We start from the raw sequence: 16,148 nt of genomic DNA on the forward strand, positions 1-16,148 counted from the left end.
CGCCCGGCGGCAGGGAGCCGTGGGGCAGGCCGCAGGAGCGGTCGCCTCAGGGGAAGTACGCGTACGGGCGCCGCCGTACCCGCTCGGCAAGCGCGGCCAGGTGCGGTTCGCGTGCCTCGGGCAGACGGGCGAACGTGGCGAGGAACACCTGCCAGCCGGGCCGGAACGGCCGTGTCGGACGTGCCGGTTGCGGATGGTCGCGGGCCACGCCGTCCGGCAGGTTCCCGGACGCGGGCCACCACGGCATGGCGGTGTGGCGTCCGAACGCGAGGTACCGCCAGACGTCGGTCTCCACGGGTACGGCCCGGCCCCCGGAAGGCGGTTGCCACGCTTGTCCGGTGCGCGGGTGGCGGGGCACGAGGTCGATGCGGCGGCGCGGTCCGGGATCCGCGTCCGGCAGACCGGGACCGGCGACGGCCAGTATCGGCAGATCCGGCGCGGACGGTACCTCCACCGGTGCATCCGCCCGTACGTCCGGGCCACGCAGGCCCGGCGCACCCGGCATGGCCGGTGCCGCAGGCGTCGCCGGTACTGATCCCGACCCGGGGACGAGGTTCCGCAGAGCCGGGACGAGCATCGTGGTGAGCAGCCCGTCCGGAACACCCACCGGCCTGCCTTCGGCAGCGGCTACGACGTGCGCCAGGACCGCCCCGGCGCTCAGCTCCCAGCGGGGACACCACGCCCCGGGTTCCGCGTGCCACGCCGGCCCGGGGAGGTCGTCCACGTTCGGGTCGGCCACCGAGGACCAGTGCAGGCTTGCGCCGCCGGCGTCGGCCGGAGAGTCGCGCGCGGTCCGGACGTGCCGGACCGCGTCGGGCTCGAACCGGACTTCCTGCCACAGCGAGCAGTCGTCCACCCGGGTCGCCACGGGCTGTCCGCATCCCGCGCAGGCGAGGTTCGGGCCGTCCCGCCCGTCCAGTCCGCAGCAGAACCCTCCGGCGCGCTCCGGGATGAACACGGCTCCGGCGACCGCACCCGGCGGTATGACCACCGTGCCCGAAGCCGGGTCGGCGGCGAAGGTCCCGGGCCCCAGCAGGGGCGGCAAGAGGACGCCGTTGCCGTACAGATGTCCGGCGTACACGGGCAGCACCACCTCGTCCACGTCGACAGTCAGCACGGTCCCGCAGGCTGCGCACGCGAACACGGCCACAGGGGTGTTCCTCCTCAGGGGGTGAGGGCGAAGTCGTCCAACAGACCGAGGGCCTCGAACGTCCGGCGTTGGCGCAGCCGGTCGTATCGAGCCCGGAGCCAGGGTTCGCGTACTTGGGGCAGGCGGGCGAGGGTTGCGAGGAACGGGTCCTCGTACGGCCGGAAGGGGTACGCCGGGCGTTGCGGCAGCGGGTGGTCGCGCTCGACACCGTCCCGCACCGTCCCGCGGGCGCTCCGCCACGTTGCGGGTACGGGCGGGGCGAAGGCGAGGAACCGCCAGATCTCCGTGTCCACCGGAACGGTGGCGTGCAGGCCGGTCCTGGTGGGCGGCTGCCAGGTCCGTCCGGTGCGGGGATGGCGGGGCACCAGGGCGATGACGGCCGCGCCCTTGCCGGCACCGGGCACGTCGGCGGGTCGACCAGGGCCGACCACGGCCAGCCTCTTCACGTCACGGCGGTACGCCTGGCGTGAGCCCGGCGCCGGGAGCAGCCGCGCAAGCGTCCGCCGGAACATCGCCGCGAGCAGACCGTCCGGAACGTCCACCGGTCTGCCGCCCGAGGCGGCGGCGATGTGCGCGAGCATCGACCCGGCGGCCATCTCCCAGCGCGGGCACCAGCGGTCGTGCCGTTCCTGCCGGATGGGTCCCGTCCCGGCCGGGTCGGCCAAGTGTCCGTCGCCGACCGCGTCCCAGTCCTCGTCCTTGCCCTCGTCGGCTGGTTCGGTGTCGCCCCCGAGACGCCGTACCGCGTCTGCCTCGAACCGTGCTTCCCGCCAGTAGCCGCAGTCGTCCGTGAGGGTCGCGACCGGGCGGCCGCACTGCGTGCAGGCCAGGTTGGGGCCGTCTCGTCCGTCGAGTCCGCAGCAGCTGCCGTCGCAGCGGTCCGGGATCAGCACCGTCCCGACGGCGTCGCCCGGGCCGATGAGAACTGCTCCCGGGGCGGCGAAGGAGAGGCTCCCGACGGGTGCGAATATCCCGCGGGCCTCCGCGACTTCGTCCGCGTTCTCGATGTCCGCCCAGCGGCGCCACGGCCATCCGGAGGGTTCCGGGATCACCGCGTACGTCTTGGGTTCCAGGGACGGGGGCATCACGTCGTAGCCGCTGTGGCCCCCGGCGTGTGCGGGCAGCGCCACCTGTTCGACCTCGGCGGTGAGCTCCGCTCCGCATCCCGAACACACGAACACGGCCAAGCGGTCCCCCTCCGACGCCCCACGCGGCCGGGCAGGGCCGCCGCGTGATTGTCCCGCCCGGGGGCAGGACGGCCAACCGGTTTTCCGCCGTTGCCTGCTCCGGGCCTACCGCGTAGTTCCGGTGCCGCGTACGACCGCGGGCCCGGCTGGGACCGGCGCCGACTGGTCGCCGACTGCGGCGAACACGTTCACGAACACCAGGAACCCGCCGATCAGCAGGGCGCACATGGCGACCAGGGCGACCACGAAGCCGAGCCCGGCGAACGCGTTGAGCGTCCCGACACCGCGTATGAGCGGATCGGAGTCGCACTCCGAATCCGCAGCCGGGGCCGGATCCGGGGCCAGATCCGGGTCCGGGTCCGTGCGCTGACTCGTGCTCGGACCCGCGTCCCGGAGTCCGCCGCTCATGGCCGGGCGCCCGCCAGGGACGCGGTGACCGGACGCGGCAAAGGGGCGGCGAGGCATGACGTGCTCCGGAGCGGACCGACGCGGAACTGACGCAAGATGAGGGCGCCTCAGCGTAGAGGCCCCATCCAACGACCCGGTCGCCACCCCCGCGGCCGTATCCGCGCTGTATCCATGCCATCCATGCCGTATCGCACGCCGCGCCCGCGCCGTGCCCGCATCCTGTCCGCGACGTCTCCACGTCGGCTCCCCCTGACCACGTCCCCTCACCACCCCCTGGTCGCTTCCTCCCCGTCGCTTCCTCCCCGTCGCTTCCTCCCCGTCGCTTCCTCCCTCACCGCCGTGTCCGAAATCCGCCAGTCGTTTGTCGGGCGGACGACGCATGATGGACGGGTGCCCGAGACCTTCACCGCCCGCTATCAGGCGATCAGCAGCCGCGACTCGCGTTTCGACGGGAGCTTCTACACGGCCGTGTCCAGCACCGGCATCTACTGCCGTCCGAGCTGCCCGGCCCGCACCCCCAAGCCCGAGAACGTGTCCTTCTACACCACCGCCGCGGCCGCGCAGGCCGCCGGGTTCCGGGCCTGCAAGCGCTGCCGCCCCGAGGCCAGCCCGGGCTCCCCGGACTGGGACATCCGTGCGGACCTGGTCGGCCGGGCGCTGCGCCTGATCGCGGACGGCGTGGTGGACGAGGGCGGCGTGACGGCCCTGGCGCGGCGTCTGGCCGTCTCGGAGCGGCACCTGCACCGGCAGATGGTCGGCGAGGTCGGCACCGGGCCCCTCGCGCTCGCCCGCATGCGCCGCGCGCAGACCGCCCGCATGCTGCTCGAGGCCACCGACCTGCCGGTCACGCAGATCGCGTTCGCCGCGGGCTACTCGAGCGTGCGGCAGTTCAACGAGTCGATGGCCGAGGCGTTCGGATGCGCCCCGACCGAGCTGCGGCGCCGGCGGCGCCCGACCGGGCCGGGGGCGGACGGCGAGGGCGACATCGTGCTGCGCCTGCAGCACCGGCGCCCGTTCGCGCACGACGCGATCCTGGAGTTCCTGGGCGCGCGGGCGATCGGCGGCGTCGAGGAGGTCGCGTACGCGCGGACCTCGGACGCGCCGGGCGGGGCCGGGGAGGCGCTGTCGTACCGGCGGAGCCTGCGCCTGCCGCGCCGCACCGGCACCATGACGCTGACCCCGCACCCGGATTCGGGCTTCGCGACGCTGCGGCTGCGCCTGGAGGACCTGCGCGACCTGACCGCGGCGGTGCAGCGCTGCCGCCGCCTGTTCGACCTGGACGCGGACCCGCAAGGCGTGGACGAAGTGCTGGGCGCCGACGAGCTGCTGGGCCCGCTGGTCGCCAAGCGGCCCGGCCTGCGCGTCCCCGGGCACGTCGACGGCTTCGAACTGGCCGTACGCGCAGTCCTCGGGCAGCAGGTCACGGTGAAGGGCGCGCGGACTCTCGCCGAGCGCCTGGTCCGCAAGGTCGGCTGCCCCCTCGCTGCACCCGACGGCACGCTCACCCACATGTTCCCGAGCGCCGCGCAGGTGGCCGAGGACGACCTGGCGGGCATCGGCCTGACTGGCGCCCGCGCCAAGGCCCTGCGCGCGGTCGCGGCGGCGGTCGCGAACGGCACGGTCGTCCTGGACGCGGGCGCCGACCGCGAGGAGACCGAGCGCGGCCTGCTCGCCCTGCCCGGGATCGGCCCGTGGACCGCGTCGTACATCGCGATGCGCGCCCTCGGCGACCCCGACGCCGTACCGCTCACCGACCTGGGCGTCCGCCACGCCCTGCGCGCCCTGGGCGCCGACGACAGCCCGGCCGCGGTCGCCGAACGCGCCGAGGCCTGGCGCCCGTGGCGCGCGTACGCCGCGATGCACTTGTGGACGCACCTGTCCGACATCCAGGGCGGCGCATCGGGCGGCTGACCGCAGCCTGGAGGCCAGGGCCGCGTAGCCCTGCGCGGTCCCGCTAGTTCCGGTCCTGCTCGTTCCGGCACACGTACGCACCGAGGTACCCGCTCGGCGCGCCGGGCCGAGCGGACGCAATGATGGCCTGCCGCTGATCCGGGGCACCTCCGTTGCCAGGGCAGAGTGTGCGGCGCCGGCCGGGGAGGAGGGCGGGCCATGGTGGCAGTCGGACCCGATGCGGCGTTCGGTGTCCACAAGGCCGGCCAGGCGGGCCGCTCGTTCCCGTTGTCCTTCAGCGTGCGGGAGCAGGCGGGCGCGTGGCTGGTCACCGGCACCGCCGCCCGGGCAGCCGACATCGCCGATGTCCTGGCGCGCGGCATGGCGAACGACACGGTCCTGATCCACTCCATGGAGACGACTGCGTTCTACGACGAGGACAACACGCCGTGGCCGCTGTCGCGGGTCCTGGCCGAGTACGGAGTCGCGGGCACCGTCCACCCGATGCCCGCGTGGGCGGCCGGCGGTGTCGGCCTCGGCACCGACCTCCTGGTGCTGCACCGCGACGACCTGGGCCGGCTTCTCGCCGACGACTGGTCGCCGTACGGGCTGGGGTTCATCGACCTACCGGGCCCGCCGTCGCCGGCTCGGCTCGACGAACTCGCCCTGGCCATCGGGACGACCTCCTACCCCGAGCCGCTCGTACCGGCCCTGGACGGGACGAGCCTGCGCTTCTCCGGCCACGACGACTGCTACCTGCTCGTCGAGTCCACCGTTCCCGGCTTCCCCGGCGCAGTGTTGGGCCGCCTGCTTGCACTGCTCGTCGGCTCGGCGCTGCTGGGCCTGCGGGCGGCGGACCGTGTCGAGGCCCCAGCGCCGATCGAGGTCCCCGAACCCGCCCCCGAACTGCCCGCACAGCTGATCGCGGACAGCCCGTACTGGATCGGTGTCCTCGGCCCGCGCACCGAGACCACCGTCGCCGTCCACCTCACGGCCGTGTCGGAGTCGTGGCGTCTGAGCGAGGAACTCCCCACGGAACCCGCCCACATCGCGACCCTGCACGTGCCCACCGGCACCTGGCGCCTCGCGCCCGCATGAGGATCGGAACCGCCGGCAGCTGCACACTCACCGGACGATGCCGCAGGCACGTGCGGCGGCCAGCCAGTGCGGGAACTCGCCCAAGAGCCGGTCGTACAGCTCGGCGTCGCCCACCTGGTCGACGTCGTCGACGCTGAAGAACCCGGCGTTGTCCACCGCGCGCCCGCGCAGTGTGTCGAACCGCTCCAGAACCCCGTAGTCGGCGTTACCGAGGCCGACGAACTGCCAGAAGATCGGCAGTACGGACGCCGACTTGAGGTGCGCGCCGATCTTGGTGCCCTTCGTGATGCCGCCGTCAGAGAAGAACAGGACCAGAACCGGGTCGCCAGGGTGGGCGGAGTAGTAGTCAATGATGTCGCGGATCACCGGCGGCTCGTTGTTTCCCCCGAACACGTGCGCGAGGTCGTCCGGGTGGCGCTCGCCGCCGCCAGGCAGCGGCGGCAACTGCCTGCCCTTGGAGGAGATGTACACATGCGTCTCGATCCAGCGGGCCAGGTCGGGCACCCGCACCGACGGAAGGCGAGCGAATCGATCAGCGAAGATCCACGCATCCAGCGACCCGTCCGAGTCGAGCTTGGCCGCCACCGGCGCCATGCGCTCGATGAGCCGCCCGACCGTGCCCTCCCCATACAGGTTCTTCATCGAGCCTGATCGGTCCAGCACCACGGCGACGCGGGCCCGCACCCCGCCGATGCCTTTCTTCTCCAGCGTGAGCTGGACCGTCTCCTTGCGCGGCGACACCATCGCGCCCATCTGCGGCGGCAGTCCCGCGGTGTCCGCGTCGCCGGGTGCGGCCGGGTGCTCGGCTCGCGGCTCTCCATCGCCGATCGTCACGCCGTAGTCGGTCGCCAGCCCGGCGAGGCCCGAGTCGTAGCCCTGTCCGATGGCGCGCAGCTTCCAGCCGCCCTGGCGGCGATAGAGCTCGCCCAGCACCAGCACGGCCTCCGTGCCACGCGCCCCGACCGGGTACGTCGCCACCGGCGTGCCCGACGCGTCCACCAGGTCCAGCGCGAGCCCCACGACTGAGCCGAAGGTGCCGCTGCGCACCGAGGCGGCGACCACCAGGCGGTCGATGTCGCCCGGCAGCGCGTCCGGACGCACCGTCAGGTACTCGGTGCCGGCCTGCCCTGCGTGGTGCGCGACGGCTCCGCCCGCGGCCTGGGGACGGTTGCACGAGACGAAGTCGTCGTCGGTGCGCACCCGTCCGGCGGCGGTGACAAGGAGTGCGGAGGCGTCGACGGCCGGGCCGCCGTGCGGATGCGGGTCCGCGGCCCAGCGGACCACAAGGGTGAGGTTCCCGGCGGGGACCGGGACATTGGCCCCGGCGGTGAGGGTCGTCATGCACAGCAGTGTGGCCGTGAACCGGATCGCGGCGCCGGTGAAGCCGAAGCGGGACCTCGTCACCGGCCGCCGCGATCCGGTTGTCCCAGACGCGGTCCAGGCACCCTCGATACCGGTTCGAGGGGCCGGAGCAGGGACGGCCTTCAGCGGTTGAACGAGGACGTGTGCCCCGAGGCCTTGACGATCATTTGCGTGGCATGAACAACACCCGGCGCGTCCTCGCCGCCCTCGCATTGACCAGCGCGCTGGTGGGACTGACCGGACGCCACGCACCGCCCGGCGAGGCCTTGTGATCCCTGGCCTCAGCCCGCGTCGCGGGTACGGGCCTCGGCCTGCGCGTCGAGGTAGGCCTCCCGTGCCGCGAGGACGTCGGGCAGGTTCGCTTCGGCCCATTCACGGCAGGCGTGCATCATCGCGAACAGCGAGCGGCCGAGGTCGGTCAGCGCGTACTCCACACGCGGCGGCATCTCGTCGTACGCGGTGCGCGTGATCATGCCGTCCCGCTCGAGGGCGCGCAGGGTCTCGGTGAGCACCTTGGGCGTGACGCCGCGCAGCGGCACCTTCAACTCGGAGAAGCGGCGCGGCCCGTCGGCCAGGCAGACCAGGACCATGCCGGCCCACTTCTCGCCGATCCGGATCGGGACGGCGCTGCTCGGGCACCCCTCGGCGAACATGTCGGCACGCAGCGGCGGCAGCCCGCGAGGCGCCGCGCCGGAAGCCGTTCCGGCGGCGGCGATCGCGGACGCGTCGGTCTCCTGGCGGGCGGCGAGGTCGGTGTCTGCGGACGGCATGCCCCGACGCTACCCGTTCGGACTATCCGTTGCGGAGCTGCTCGGCAGGCGGCTCGGCGACGTCCACGGGCTTGCGCCAGCCGCTGTACGTGATGGAGACGGTGAAGGCGAGCGGCGCCGGCGGGTCCAGAGACCCGGTTCCGGTCCCGGACTCGCTTCCGGGGTCGGAGCCCGGGTCGGAGCCGGAGCCCGGGTCGGTGTCGGTCGATTCGGTTGCCGGAGGGGTCGTACGGTCGGCAGCGGGGTCGTACCGGCTCGCCACGTCCTGCCTGACCGGCAGCCGGTCCGGGCCGAGCCAGATGTCGACCTGGATCGACGTCGGCCGGTTGTCGCGGAAGTCGGTCGCGAGGCGCTGGAACTGGCTCTCCGTCAGGCCGAGCGAGGCGGCGGTCGCGGAGGCGAGCGCGGAGGCCGGGAAGACGCCCTGGTAGTGCACGGCGTCCTTGCCGTCGATCTTCTCGCTGCCGATGCGCCGGGCGTCGGGCGCGGCGGCCAGGACGGCGAGCCCGGTCAGCGGGTCGAGCAGGGCAAGGTGGGCGTCGGGGGCGGCCGACAGCGGCGGGCGGTCGCCAGGGTCGATCCCAAGGCCGTCAGGTCCGTCGGGTATGTCGAGGACTCCGGACGGAGGCAGGCTCGTCCACAGCGACAGCGCATCGTCCGACATCTGGTCGGCGCCGGGCATGTCGCCGCCGTCGAGGACGCGCATGTAGAGGCGGGATTCCGTGGCGAGGTACTCGAACAAGGGAAGCTCTGCGCCTGCATTCGCTCCCGCCGGGGCGACCTCCGTGGACCGTAGGGCCGGCGACGGGCCGTACGCGAACGCCGCGTCCACCCTCTTGTCCGCAGGGCCTTCGCCAATACCGAGCACGCCTTTGCCCGAGACGGTCCGTGCCGCTGCCGTGGCGTCCTTCGCGGCGCGCAGCACCTGCAACACGTCGGTGCCGCCGGCCGCTGCGTCCGGTGCGGAGCCTGTGCCGCCGTCGTTCCGGCAAGCGGCCGCCCCGAGCACAACAGCCGCGAGGCAGGCCGCGACCACAGTCGTGGCCCGTCCGGCCAGGGGTCTCCGGCTGTGCTGCGGTCGTGATCGCACGTGTGCGGGTCCTCCGTGTCGTTCTGGCTGGCCGACCGAGCGGTCGGCCAGCCAGAACGCTAACCGGCAGGTCAACCTCTTTTCGGCGTACCGATGCGCGATCTCCCTTGTCCAGTAAGGATGTTCGGCGCGGCGTCACGCGGCCCGCGGAGGTCCCGGTACGTCGGTATCGTTGCGGTAACCGGCACCCCCGCACGTAGCGTCCGAGGTCCGGTCGGCGGTCCTGCCGCCCGGTGGATCTCGGACGGAGCAACCGGCATGGGCAAGATCGCAGTGTTCGGAGCAGGCGGGCGCGCGGGGCGCAGGACGGTCGCGGAGGCGGCGTCCCGAGGCCATCAAGTGACCGCGGTGGTCCGCAACCCGGCGCAGCACACGGGCCTCGCCGCACTCGCCACGACCGGCGCAAGCGGCGGCGGCACGGTGGCCGTGGTCGCAGGGGACGTGACCGACGCCGCGTCGGTGGCCGCGGCGGCCGCCGGGCACGATGCCGTCGTCAACGCGGCCGCCCGCCTGGACGTCCCGTCCGTGGAGTTCTTCCCCGCGGCGGCCCGGGCGCTGATCGCCGGGCTGCGCGAAGCGGGCGTGGCGCGGCTTGTGCTGGTCGGCATCGGGACGACGCTCGAGGTCGCCCCGGGCGTCGCGGTTCACGATGCCCCGGACTTCCCTCCCGCCAACCGCGCCTTCTCCCTGGGCCACACCGCCGAACTGGACGTCCTGCGCGCCGCGGACGCCGACCTGGACTGGCTGGTGCTCGCCCCGCCCCCGGTGATGCTCGACGACACCGCTCCCGGCACCCGCACGTACCGCATCGGCGACCACCGCCTGCTCCCGGAGCCGGACGGCACCCCGCCGTTCGCGTACGCGGACCTGGCAGCGGCGCTGGTCGACGAGGCCGAGAAGCCCGAGCACCACCGCATGCTGGCGGCCGTCGCGTACTGACCCGCTGTCGAAGTTGCCGTGCCCCATGTCGTACTACTGCGTTCGCGGGGCGGGGTGGCCGACGGCGAAGTCCACGACGACAGGTACGGTGCAGCCCCGCTGTTCCAGAGCGACGGTGCTCCGAGCTGATCGGCCGACCCTCGGAGTACGCGGCGGCCAGCCGACCCTCGGAGTACGCGTCTGCCATCGCCCGCGTGGTCGCGGGCGATGGCAGACGCATGCCCAGGTCATCGTCGGAAGGACGTCCTAGTCGGGCCGCCGATTGAAGCGGTCGAAGCTGGCCTTTCAGTGTGGTTGCCGGGGCATCGTCTCGTTCATCGGCAAGGCTCGTACGAGCTCTGCTGCCTGCCCGGTTCGGGCCTGACGTCCGCCTGGTACGGGGGCATCGGCTGCCTCAGTACGTCGCCTGACGCGGCGCGGCCGCGGCTTCATGGGCACACGGACCCGGGCAATGCCCGTGATACGGGCGATCCAATGTGCATGATTCCCGGCCGAATTCGCCTCAGCGGGCCCAGGGGAGGCGGACGGATTCGAGTTCGGGGTCGGACAGGAGCGCCTCGATAAGGGCGGACGGGCCGGCGATCTTGGTGCCCCAGAGGTCGTAGTCGGTGCAGAGCACCCACGAGCGGTCCTGGGCCCAGAGGTTCGACGGACTGAAGTCGGCGTCGGGAGTGTCGTACAGGATTGCCGCGTCGCCGAGCCGTCCCGCGCGTACGTGCAGGTCGTCGAAGTCCTCGCAGCCCAGCATCAGGGGGTTGTAGTACGCCAGGCAGCGGGTGTCCGCTCCGTCCGGCGAGTTCTCCGCGAGCACGGCGGTGACGCGGTTCCACGTCGCACGGTCCATGCTTCCCTCGGTGGGCGGCCGGATGCCGAGCGGCCAACTACTGGCGATCTTCGCGGACGGGAAGCAGCGGAAGCACGGCAGCATGCCCTCGGGCACCACCGGATCGCCGACCCGGCCGGCGAGTTCCGCCCACCGGAGCCGTCGCCACCCGGGACCGGGATGCTCGGCGCGGCCCAGGCCGCCGCCGGTCGCGGTGCCGATGGTGTTCAGGTCCATGTCGCCGATCATGCGCGTCGGGACGAGGCCTTCCGCGACCCGCGCGCGGTGCAGATCGTCGTAGGTCGCGTCGGTCGGCCCGCTCTCATGCTCGTACATCGCGTTCAGGACCCAGGCAGCGTCCGGCATCGGCGGCGGCATGAAGCCGGTGACTCCGCTGCCCGCCAGCTCTTCCAGCCACGCCGTCTCAGTGGACGCGGCTCGCGGCCAGAGCACGGCGAAGTCGTCGGACGGTCCTGTGCTGTCGAGGCCGGCGGGGCGGGCGAGCCGGGCGGGCACGCCGGAGTGATCGGTCACCCGGCCACGATCGCAGGTACGGGCCGGGCCCTGCGCAGCGGCACTGCCGTCCGGGCAGGCCCGTCCCGTTCTCCCGTCGCGGCCGGGGCGAGTCGCAGAGTCCACCAGCGGATTGCCGGGCGGGCCGCGCCGGCTTCAGCTGCAGCTGGAGTCCGAGGCCGGCACCGAGTGGGCGGAGATCGTCAACGTCGCCTTCTGGATCCGCGACGAAGACCTGCAGTCCGGCGAGCTCCGGCACGTCCGCCGGTTTTACGAAGTCACTTGAGACGCCGCCGGCACCGGCAAGGCCGACGATCCAGGCCGGCCTTGCCGCCGTCGCCGCGGTCAGTCGCCGGACCGGCCCCAGATGAACAGCTCGTGCGGGTGGCCGTCCCGGTAGAGCACGATGCAGCGGCCGTTCCACTTGGTGAGGCTCGGGTCCGCGGCGGAGAGCTCCAGGAAGTCGAACGCTTCGACGTCCGCACCCGTGGGCTCGCCGGTGCCGAACACCTCGGTGACCTTGGCCTTCGGCCACAGGCGCAGTACGCCGTGGTCCCCGAAGCGGATGTTGGGCGCCGCGTCCTCGGCGAGGAACGTGTCGACGTCGAGGATCGAATGGGTGCCTTCGGTGCCGAGGTACTCGCCGTACACCTGGTCGTACAGATCGTCGAGCGACGCGGGCACCGGGCATCCCCATTCCTCGACGTCGCTGAAGTCGTACGCGGCGAACGTCTGCTCGCGCAGCAGTCTCAGCGACGTCGCGGGGTCGTCGACGTACGGGGTGGTGTAGCTCCAGCCGGAGGCGCCCACGGTGGTGCCCTTTCCTTGTTCATGACCAAGGGCAACGGATCCTGGCCACGCAGGGCGACACGCCACGGCTGGAGGTTCGCCGCGCAGGGCCCAGGAGCAGGGGTCTCAGGAGCAGGTCAGCGGCGCCGCCGGGAGTTTGCCGGTGGTCAGGAAGGTGACGACCGCGCCGTCGACGCAGGCCGGGCCGCCGAAGGCGACGTGGCCGTCGCCGTCGTAGGTGACCAGGACCGACTTGGGGAGTTGGGCGGCGACGCGCGGGGCGTTGACGTGGGGGGTAGCCGGGTCGCGGGTAGTGCTGATGAGGAGCATGCCGGGGAGGTCGGCGCCGGCGATGGGGCGGGCGCGGTCCGGGCCGGGGGCGGGGCAGTCGGCGGCCCAACTCCAGACGACGCCGGGGCCGAGGACAGGGGCGGTGGCCATGATGTCGCGGGTGAGGTCGGCGGCTTCGGCGGCGGTGAGGGTCTGGCCGTCGGCGCAGCTGATCTCGAAGTAGCCGGGGAGGGTGGAGTCCCGGTACGCGCCGTCGCGGCCGCGGTCGGCGTAGGAGTCGAAGGCGTCGAGCAGGGGGCGTGGGCTGCCGGTGAAGAGCGAACCGATGAGGATGCGCAGCGGCTCCCACGCCGATCGGCTGTAGAGGTAGCTGCCGATGACGCTGGCGGCCATGCCTTCGTCGAGGCGGCGGACGCCGATCTTGGCGGGATTGCGGTCCAGTTCGTCGAGGGCGCGGCGCATGCGGACGGTGGCGTCGGCGACGGTGCCGGTGAAGGGGCAGTCGGCGAGTTGCAGGCAGTCGGCGGCGAAGGCGCGGAACGCCAGGTCGAATGCCTCGGCCTGTTCGCGGGCCATGGTGATGCGGTCGACGGAGGAGTCGACGAGGCCGTCGAGGACGAAGCGTCCGACGTGGGAGGGGTGGCGTTCGGCGTAGTGGCTGCCGAGCCGGGTGCCGTACGACATGCCGAGGTAGTTGAGCTTGTCCTCGCCGAGCGCGGCGCGGAAGACGTCCATGTCGTCGATGGCGGTGGCGGTGCCGATGTGCGGGAGGAGGTCGCCCATGCGGGACGCGCAGCCCTGGCCGAATTCCTTGAGGACGCCGGCCGCGGAGGCGACCTCGGCGGCGTCGGCGGGGGTCGGGTCGATGGACTGGAGGCGGTCCATGAGCGGCCCGTCGGCGCACACGATGCGGCTGCTGCGGCCCGAGCCGCGCGGGTCGAAGCCGACGATGTCGTAGCGCTCGGCCAGTTTGGGCTGATTGCCGGCGATGCGCTCGACCAGGCCGCCGACGCCGCTGCCGGGGCCGCCGGGGTTGACCGCGAGGCTGCCGATCCGGGCGGACGGCGCGCCGGTCGCGGGGGCGCGGTAAACGGCGAGGCGGATGGTCTTGCCGGTCGGGGCGGCGTAGTCGAGGGGGACCTGGAGCGCGGCGCACTGCAGGACGGGGGCGGCCGAACCGCTCGAGGGGCAGGGCTGCCACTGGAGTTTCTGGGCGTAGAAGTCCTTGAGTGCGGGGTTGTCCTGGCCGTACGCCGTGCCGGCGGGCGGCGGGTTCCCGGTGCCGGTCCCGGTTCCGTTCCCGGGCGGGGTGCCCGGGGCGCCTGAAGTGCCGGGGGCGGCGCTGGTGTTGCCGCCCTTGGCGGTGTCGGGGCCGTCGTCGGAGGTGCAGCCGGCGGCCAGGACCGCGAGTGCGATCGCAGGGGCGAGCAGGGCCGGGATCCCGTGTCTCCGTCGGGCGGTGCGTCCGCGCGGGGCGGCCGCCGGGGCCTGCGGCTGCGGCGGCTGGAGAGGCCGGAGCTGCGGTATCGGCGGCGTGGGCGACGGTCGGTGCGCGGCGGAGCGGGAGGGATTCACGGGCCCAAGGGGTATCACCTGAGGCGTGCTGCGACGACGCAAGGGGCGTTTTCCGGACAGTCGGACGAGGGCCGACGGCCCGCCGACCGGCCCCCGCCCCGCCGGAATAGGGAGCCCCGCCCCACAGTTATGTTGACCGTTCAACCAAATCTTGGAGGTGTGGGATGACCGCGCAGACCCCGACCGCACGCCGCGTGGCCGCCGTGACCGACCGCCGCATGCTCGGCGGCGACGCGCAGGTCGACGACAAGGCGATGGTCCTCGAGCCGGGCCGCCCGACCCGGCACGACCCGTTCCTGTTCCTCGCCGAGGACTGGTTCAGCACGGTCGGCTTCGACTGGCACCCGCACCGCGGCCAGGAGACCGTCACCCTCGTCCTGGAAGGCCGGGCCGAGCATCGCGACAACCGCGGCGGACACGGCGTCCTGGGCCCCGGCGACGTCCAGTGGATGACCGCCGGACGCGGCCTCTTCCATGCCGAGAAGGCCTACCGCGGCGAACCCGTCCACCTCCTGCAGCTGTGGGTCAACCTCCCGGCCGCGCACAAGATGGACGAGCCGCGCTACCAGGACCTGCGCGCCGACGCGATGCCCGTACGCCGCGAGGACGGCGTCGCGGTACGCGTCTTCTCCGGCCGCTCCGGCGACGCCGTCGGCCCCGCGGTCAACGTCGTCCCGGTCACCATGGCCGACGCGACGGTCCGCCCGGGTGCCTCGTACGCCCAGGAAATCCCGTCCGACCAGGACGGCTTCGTGTACGTACTGGCCGGCTCCGGCACCTTCGGTCCGGACGCCACCCCGGCCCGCGCAGGACAGGTCGTCCACCTCGCCCCGTCGCCCCGCACCCCCGCGGATACCGGGGCAGGTGCGGATGGGGAAGGGGCGGACGGGGCGCCGGTCGACGGCGTGCTCGCGGTCACCGCCGACCCGGACCAGGCGCAGGACCTGCGCTTCGTGCTGTGGACCGGCCGCCCGGTCCGCGAACCGGTCGCGCACTACGGCCCGTTCGTCATGAACACCCGCCGCGAACTGGAGCAGGCCGTCGCGGACGTCCAGTCCGGCGCCTTCGGCGAGATCCCGGCCGACTGACGCGCGGGGCGGAGGATCGCCCCGAGGTCATGGTTGAGCGGGTGCTCAAAATCGTCTACGGTCGATTTGAGCACCCGCTCAAACCCATGTCCTCGGACCTTCCGCAGGGGACTCCGCCATGCACGCACGTCCACACCGCCCCCCGCAGCCGAGCCGACAGCCGCTCCGGCTCCCTCGGCTGCTCCCGCACCTGCGCCTTGAGGGCCGATCGCGCCGCCGCGCCCGACCCCGCCCTCTCTACATCGAGACCCTCGTCCGCACCCACCCCTACGAACTGTGGCGCCACACCCAGGACCCCGCCCTCCACCAACGCTGGGACCTGCGCTTCACCGAGATCCGCGACCTCGACACCGTCCCCGCCCGCGGCACCACCCCGAAGCCGGAGCCGACCTGCGGCGCCACCCCGCAGCCAGAGCCAGAACCAGGGCCAGGGGCAGAGCCAGGGCGAGAGCCGGACCCGGAAAGCGAACCCGCCGCCCCCGCACCTGGCCGCCGCTTCCGCTACGCCACCCGCCCGTTCCCCGGCCTGACCATCGCCGGCACCGGCACCACCACCGGCGAACGCCTCCGCCCCGACGGCACCGCGACCTCCGCCCTGCGCTTCGCGTCCGCCCACCCGCTCTCCCCGATCCGGTACGGACGCGGCTACTGGCGGTACGTCCCCACCCCCGACGGCATCCGCTTCCTCACCGGCTACGACTACACGCCCGGCTTCGGCGGCCGCCGCCTCGGACGCACCGCGGACCGGCTCTTCCGCCCCCTCATGGGCTGGGCCACCGCCTGGTCCTTCGACCGCCTCCGCCTGTGGCTGGAGACCGGCGCCGCCCCGTCCGCGACGCTGCACCGCGCACTCGCCGAGACAGCCGCCCGCACCGCGGCCGTCGCCGCCGTCATCGCCGGCACCCGCTCCTGGGCGCTCGCCGCCGGGACCGGCGTGCTCGCCCTGCTCCTTCCGCCGCTGCCCGGCACCCCGTCGGCACGCCGCTGCCTGCGCCGCCCGCCGGACCGGCGCGCCGCCACCCCGCCCGAGACCCTCGCCCGCCTGGAGATGCCATGACCCCGCACGCCCCGAGCACCGTGTCCGCCTCTCACACCGCCACTGCCTCTCACACCGCCTCCGCCTCGGGCTCCGGCACCGAGTCCCCATCCGCCCACGCGTCCGCCCCGAACACCCC

15 protein-coding genes are annotated in these 16,148 nt (G+C 73.5%); 6 read left to right on the forward strand and 9 right to left on the reverse strand.

The window, feature by feature from the left end:
* Positions 1-46: 46 nt before the first annotated feature.
* The 3 genes from LZ495_RS26315 to LZ495_RS26325 form a co-directional block, all read right to left on the reverse strand.
* Positions 47-1,117, reverse strand: coding sequence for a hypothetical protein (locus tag LZ495_RS26315; protein ID WP_235055377.1), 1,071 nt, complete (start codon positions 1,115-1,117; stop codon positions 47-49).
* Positions 1,118-1,164: 47 nt separating this feature from the next.
* A complete protein-coding gene (locus LZ495_RS26320) occupies positions 1,165-2,331 on the reverse strand; it encodes a hypothetical protein (RefSeq protein WP_235055507.1) in 1,167 nt (388 codons plus the stop codon).
* Positions 2,332-2,442: 111 nt separating this feature from the next.
* Positions 2,443-2,745, reverse strand: a complete 303-nt coding sequence (locus LZ495_RS26325) for a hypothetical protein (RefSeq protein WP_235055378.1) — start codon at positions 2,743-2,745, stop codon at positions 2,443-2,445.
* Positions 2,746-3,135: 390 nt separating this feature from the next.
* On the opposite strand from LZ495_RS26325, the gene LZ495_RS26330 reads away from it, so the two are divergent.
* Together LZ495_RS26330 and LZ495_RS26335 are read left to right on the forward strand one after the other, a co-directional pair.
* Positions 3,136-4,656, forward strand: coding sequence for a DNA-3-methyladenine glycosylase 2 (locus LZ495_RS26330; RefSeq protein ID WP_235055379.1), 1,521 nt, complete (start codon positions 3,136-3,138; stop codon positions 4,654-4,656).
* 198 nt (positions 4,657-4,854) lie between these two features.
* Positions 4,855-5,733: a hypothetical protein gene (locus LZ495_RS26335; protein WP_235055380.1), complete on the forward strand. Its 879-nt coding sequence runs from the start codon at positions 4,855-4,857 to the stop codon at positions 5,731-5,733.
* A 27-nt stretch (positions 5,734-5,760) separates the two neighbouring features.
* Here LZ495_RS26335 and LZ495_RS26340 read toward each other — a convergent pair whose 3' ends face one another.
* From LZ495_RS26340 to LZ495_RS26350, 3 genes are all read right to left on the reverse strand, one after another.
* Positions 5,761-7,074 carry a vWA domain-containing protein gene (locus LZ495_RS26340; RefSeq protein WP_235055381.1) on the reverse strand — a complete coding sequence of 438 codons (1,314 nt, stop codon included), beginning with the start codon at positions 7,072-7,074 and terminating at the stop codon, positions 5,761-5,763.
* 302 nt (positions 7,075-7,376) lie between these two features.
* Positions 7,377-7,865 (reverse strand): winged helix-turn-helix transcriptional regulator, encoded by a 489-nt coding sequence (locus LZ495_RS26345; RefSeq protein ID WP_308268647.1) that lies wholly within the window; start codon positions 7,863-7,865, stop codon positions 7,377-7,379.
* Positions 7,866-7,887: 22 nt separating this feature from the next.
* Positions 7,888-8,955 carry a LolA-like protein gene (locus tag LZ495_RS26350; protein ID WP_235055382.1) on the reverse strand — a complete coding sequence of 356 codons (1,068 nt, stop codon included), beginning with the start codon at positions 8,953-8,955 and terminating at the stop codon, positions 7,888-7,890.
* 258 nt (positions 8,956-9,213) lie between these two features.
* Here LZ495_RS26350 and LZ495_RS26355 point away from each other — a divergent pair, with 258 nt between their 5' ends.
* Entirely contained in the window at positions 9,214-9,894 is a 681-nt protein-coding gene (locus LZ495_RS26355) for an NAD(P)-dependent oxidoreductase (protein WP_235055383.1), read from the forward strand.
* A gap of 502 nt (positions 9,895-10,396) precedes the next feature.
* Here the strand turns inward: LZ495_RS26355 and LZ495_RS26360 are convergent.
* Positions 10,397-11,251, reverse strand: a complete 855-nt coding sequence (locus tag LZ495_RS26360) for a hypothetical protein (RefSeq protein WP_235055384.1) — start codon at positions 11,249-11,251, stop codon at positions 10,397-10,399.
* A gap of 112 nt (positions 11,252-11,363) precedes the next feature.
* Between LZ495_RS26360 and LZ495_RS26365 the strand changes: the two genes are divergently transcribed.
* Positions 11,364-11,516, forward strand: a complete 153-nt coding sequence (locus LZ495_RS26365) for a hypothetical protein (protein WP_235055385.1) — start codon at positions 11,364-11,366, stop codon at positions 11,514-11,516.
* 59 nt (positions 11,517-11,575) lie between these two features.
* Here the strand turns inward: LZ495_RS26365 and LZ495_RS26370 are convergent, their stop codons facing one another.
* Together LZ495_RS26370 and LZ495_RS26375 are read right to left on the reverse strand one after the other, a co-directional pair.
* Positions 11,576-12,040 (reverse strand): hypothetical protein, encoded by a 465-nt coding sequence (locus tag LZ495_RS26370; protein ID WP_235055386.1) that lies wholly within the window; start codon positions 12,038-12,040, stop codon positions 11,576-11,578.
* Positions 12,041-12,145: 105 nt separating this feature from the next.
* Positions 12,146-13,885: an alpha/beta hydrolase gene (locus LZ495_RS26375; protein ID WP_235055387.1), complete on the reverse strand. Its 1,740-nt coding sequence runs from the start codon at positions 13,883-13,885 to the stop codon at positions 12,146-12,148.
* Between the two features lie 164 nt (positions 13,886-14,049).
* On the opposite strand from LZ495_RS26375, the gene LZ495_RS26380 reads away from it, so the two are divergent.
* Positions 14,050-14,973: a pirin family protein gene (locus tag LZ495_RS26380; RefSeq protein ID WP_235055388.1), complete on the forward strand. Its 924-nt coding sequence runs from the start codon at positions 14,050-14,052 to the stop codon at positions 14,971-14,973.
* Between the two features lie 118 nt (positions 14,974-15,091).
* Positions 15,092-16,030 (forward strand): hypothetical protein, encoded by a 939-nt coding sequence (locus tag LZ495_RS26385; RefSeq protein ID WP_372498652.1) that lies wholly within the window; start codon positions 15,092-15,094, stop codon positions 16,028-16,030.
* Positions 16,031-16,148: the final 118 nt, after the last annotated feature.

Origin of the sequence: Yinghuangia soli (assembly GCF_021502675.1) — a bacterium.
GTDB lineage: Bacteria > Actinomycetota > Actinomycetes > Streptomycetales > Streptomycetaceae > Yinghuangia > Yinghuangia soli.

Bases quoted from the DNA above. Each gene is read 5' to 3' on its own strand.
- LZ495_RS26325 (WP_235055378.1), bottom strand. From the start codon at position 2,745: ATGAGCGGCGGACTCCGGGACGCGGGTCCGAGCACGAGTCAGCGCACG.
- LZ495_RS26335 (WP_235055380.1), top strand. From the start codon at position 4,855: ATGGTGGCAGTCGGACCCGATGCGGCGTTCGGTGTCCACAAGGCCGGC.
- LZ495_RS26340 (WP_235055381.1), bottom strand. From the start codon at position 7,074: ATGACGACCCTCACCGCCGGGGCCAATGTCCCGGTCCCCGCCGGGAAC.
- LZ495_RS26345 (WP_308268647.1), bottom strand. From the start codon at position 7,865: ATGCCGTCCGCAGACACCGACCTCGCCGCCCGCCAGGAGACCGACGCG.
- LZ495_RS26355 (WP_235055383.1), top strand. From the start codon at position 9,214: ATGGGCAAGATCGCAGTGTTCGGAGCAGGCGGGCGCGCGGGGCGCAGG.
- LZ495_RS26380 (WP_235055388.1), top strand. From the start codon at position 14,050: ATGACCGCGCAGACCCCGACCGCACGCCGCGTGGCCGCCGTGACCGAC.
- LZ495_RS26385 (WP_372498652.1), top strand. From the start codon at position 15,092: ATGCACGCACGTCCACACCGCCCCCCGCAGCCGAGCCGACAGCCGCTC.